The following is a 4,099-nucleotide window of genomic DNA, read 5'->3' on the forward strand; positions in this document are numbered from 1 at the left end:
GAATGTAACCAGTCAGGGTTCGCCTGTAACCAAAATACGTGTTAACGGTAAAGATTTCTTCGGAACAGATGTAGCCACAGCCATTAAAAATCTTCCTGCCGATATTATCAAAAACCTTCAGTTCATCGATGATTATGGCGATCAGGCCAAACTTACAGGCATTAAAACGGGCGAGCCGGAAAAGGTGCTGAACCTGACCATTGAAGAAGATAAAAAGAAAGGTTATTTTGCCAGGGCCTCTGCAGGTTTGGGCAACGCCGATCGCTATAATACCAATATACGGGGAAATAGCATGAAGGGTGAACAGCAGATTTCATTCGATGGCACTTCGGCAAATGCCAATATGCGTGGTGGTGGCGGCGATGGCATTACAACCAGAAATGTTGCCGGACTTAACTATAAAAATGAGTTTAACACCAAACTCTCGGCAGATGCCGGATATAATTTCAACAACAATAAAACCAACACCATTAGTTCTACCTATACACAAAGTGTTTTACAAGATGCGGGGCAAAATCCGTTGAGCAGACTTGAAGATGCCCGAAACAACAGTAAGAGCGATAACTATAGCCATTGGTTTGGCGGTAATTTGGAGTATAAAATAGATACGATGAATTACCTTAAAATTTCTCCAAACTTTTCTTACAATACCAATAGCGGCAATAATACGGGTAGCTCGCTTATTACCCAGGATACCTTGTTTACGCGAAGAGAAAGCAATAATTTCAGTAATTCGAATAACCTGAATGCGCGTACCAATATATTTTACAACCATAAATTTTCGAAGAAAGGCCGGAACCTGACTTCCTGGGGTAACATCAATTACACCAATGGCGAAAATTTTGGGAATGTGTACAACAAATACATCAACATTCATACTAACGCAGCCGATTCGGTGCTACAAAACCAGCTGAACAACCAGAATAGCCGGAATTTAGGCCTTAATGTAGGTGCATCATATATGGAGCCTCTTTGGAAAAAAACCTTTTTAGAAGTAAACTACAGCTGGAACCGATCATCAACAAATAATTCGAGAGATGCTTATGATGTGGCTAATGGTAATCAGGTATTTAATCCAAACCTTAGCAATATTTACGATTACCAGTTCATAACCAATAAAGTAGGGCTGAATTACCGGTATATCGGCGAAAAGCTGAACTATACACTAGGCATCAATGCACAGCCAGCTTTACTTCAGGGACAGAATTTAAGTAATAATATTGAAACCGTTAACCGTACTTTTAACCTCATCCCCTCTGGTCGGTTCTCGTATAAATTTTCTAACCAGCAATCGCTGGATGTAAATTATTGGGGCAGAAATAACCAACCTGGATTCTTACAATTACAACCTATATCCGACAATTCTAACTTACAGAACGTGGTTACGGGTAACCCTAATCTAAAGCCCGAGTTTATCCAGAGTATCAATGCCCATTACAAACAAGCCGATTGGAGCGCCGGAAAAGTGATCATGGCCAATTTTAAGTACGAACGCACCAACGATAGGATTGTAACCACTAAAGAGCGTGTACCAGGCACTGTTAATCAGCTTACCAGTTACATTAACACAGATGGATATTACACCCTACAGGGCGATTACGACATCAGTAAACCGCTCTCGCCAGAGCGAAAGTTTACCATTGGTTATTCTGGTTCTGGGCAACTGAACAACAACATTACTTTTACCGATAACAGCAGAATAGAAGCACGCAATATGGCCTGGCGCCAGGAACTCGAATTTAGGGTAGACCTGAAAGATATTGTTAATTTTGAGGTAGAAACCTCTTATTCGCAAAACCTGACTAAATATTCGAATGATACGTTTACCGACCGCCAGTCTAACCGTTTTGAGTGTGGCATAGAAGGTCGTAATTATTTCTTTAAAGACCTTACCCTGGGCTACGATTTTACCAAACAGATTAACTCTGGTTTTGATAACGGTGCGGTGCGTAATCCAACTTTGCTTCGTTTATCAATGGAATATAAGTTTATGAAGAACGATATGGCCGCTATCCGTGTAGAAGGATTCGATCTTTTTGATCAGAACTCAGGGATATCAAGAGATGTGTTCGATAACGTAATTGTGGATAAGCAAGTTAACCGACTGGGACGGTATTTCATGTTATCACTCATTTATAGAGTGCGTAAATTTGGAAGTTAAAACTGGGTTATAATTTTTACTGTAAAGAAAGATTAAATATCGCCTACGTTTATCTTCTTAAATCTGCGGGGAGCCTATACACCAACTGCTCCCGCAGATTACACTGATTACCGCAGAAATAACTATTTATAGAGTGCGTAAATTTGGAGGTTAAGATTATCACGACGAAGAGAGATTAAATATCATCTGCGTTTATCTTCTTAAATCTGCGGGAAACCTATGCAGCAACTGCCTCCCGCAAATTACAATGATTACCACAGAACTGACTACATTTCCCATTCTCTCCCCTTAGCCTTATCCCTTTTCTATTCCCGTTTTAGTAGCCACTGGTTTTTTCTTCCTAAAGTTGGGAAAAGTCATCGGACTTTTAGCCGGGCGTTCATCTCCCAGCAGCACACCCCATTGTTTGAATGATTCTGTGCGATCGAAGACAATTTTGAGTACAGCCACAATAGGCAGTGCGAGGAACATCCCCGAAACCCCGGCTATACTGCCACCGATAAATACCCCTAGGATGGCAAATAAAGCATTGATTTTTACCTTAGAGCCAACAATACGCGGCATGAGTATGTTGTTATCTAAAAATTGAACAAATGCAATTACGCCTAAAACGGTAATTACCGGCCACAATTCTTGCGATGAAGTAAGCGTAAGCAGCACCCCTATCAAGTTACCAATTAAGGCTCCCACGTAAGGAATCAGGTTTAAGATGGCAAAGATTACCCCGATTAACAAAGCATGTTTTATACCAATTAACATCAATATTCCACCCAACAAAATCGTCATATAGGTTATCTGGATTAACAGTCCGATTAGGTAGCTTTTAATGATCGATTCGGTTTCATAAATAGCTTCTTTCACTTTTGGATGATCATCTGTTTTAAACCACATGAAGATAAAGCGCAATAAAATGTCTTTATAAAAAAGCATCAGGTAAATATAAATGGGCAACAAACCGATAAATACAAAAATGCCACTTAAGGTAACGGCAGCACCACCTGCAAGCGAGGTGCCCATGTTCATCAAATCGTCGCTTTTAGTTTTTATGAAGGCTTTTTGTTCCTTATCATCGTAATGGGTAATGCGACTGATCCAATCACTTAATGAATTGATATGCTGTGTTACGTTCGCTTTTATCTGTGGAAAATCTTTAACCAAAATGCCAATCTGGTTCGAAAAAAACCAAATAATCAAAGCTACAAACAGTGCCACTAATAAAATGGATAAGATAATGGCTAACGATTCGGGTATTTTTTTTCTTTTTAAAAAGCGATACACCGGTAGCAACATAATGCTGATAAAAAAAGCCATCAACATCGGCATGATAATATCTCTTCCAATTACCATAACGGCTACAATGGCCATTAGACCCAATAATTCTATCGATCGTTTAACGGTCAGGGGTAAATTGTTCGTCATAAAAGCKTATTCTGATTTGAGGTTTAAACACAATCGGTGTTAAAATGTTTTAAGATAACCTTTAATATTGAAAAGCGGAATGAGTTTATAGTCCGAAGTCGGCAGTCTGGAGTCCGAAGTCAATTAACTCATTAACCAGTTTGGAGTTGGGCGCTTAGCATTGAGAGTCAATTAATCGATCTCCCCTCGATAAGTCACCCTGAGCGGAGTCGAAGGGCTGCTAGTTGATTTGGCGTTGAGCGATTTGCGTTTGGCGTCAGTTAACCGATTAATCAATGCTTAAAAAAATTACTTCCCTTACACGATATACCCACAGATTAGCCTTATTTTTGCAACTTTAATACCACACATGAACAATCAAGATACCATTATTGCTTTATCTACTCCCTCAGGTTCTGGCGCCATTGGCGTAATCCGTTTATCTGGTCCGGAGGCTATCTCACTTACCAATGCCGTATTTGCAGGAAAAGATTTAGAAAAGCAGGCCTCGCATACTTTACATTTTGGTCTGGTTAAAGA

Annotated in this window: 2 protein-coding genes and 1 pseudogene; 2 read left to right on the forward strand and 1 reads right to left on the reverse strand. The window is 39.9% G+C overall.

Annotation, left to right across the window (positions count from 1 at the left end; all coding sequences use genetic code 11):
- Positions 1-2,161, forward strand: a 2,161-nt coding sequence (locus AC1DPQ_RS19820) for an outer membrane beta-barrel protein (protein ID WP_477610636.1), incomplete at its 5' end; no start/stop codon positions are given.
- Positions 2,162-2,455: 294 nt separating this feature from the next.
- On the opposite strand, the gene AC1DPQ_RS19825 is transcribed toward AC1DPQ_RS19820, so the two are convergent.
- Entirely contained in the window at positions 2,456-3,580 is a 1,125-nt protein-coding gene (locus AC1DPQ_RS19825; RefSeq protein WP_477585648.1) for an AI-2E family transporter, read from the reverse strand.
- A 349-nt stretch (positions 3,581-3,929) separates the two neighbouring features.
- On the opposite strand from AC1DPQ_RS19825, the pseudogene AC1DPQ_RS19830 reads away from it, so the two are divergent.
- Positions 3,930-4,099 (forward strand): annotated as a pseudogene (locus tag AC1DPQ_RS19830) (tRNA uridine-5-carboxymethylaminomethyl(34) synthesis GTPase MnmE); the annotation flags it as partial.

Source organism: Pedobacter sp. 01T416_2 (assembly GCF_056398925.1).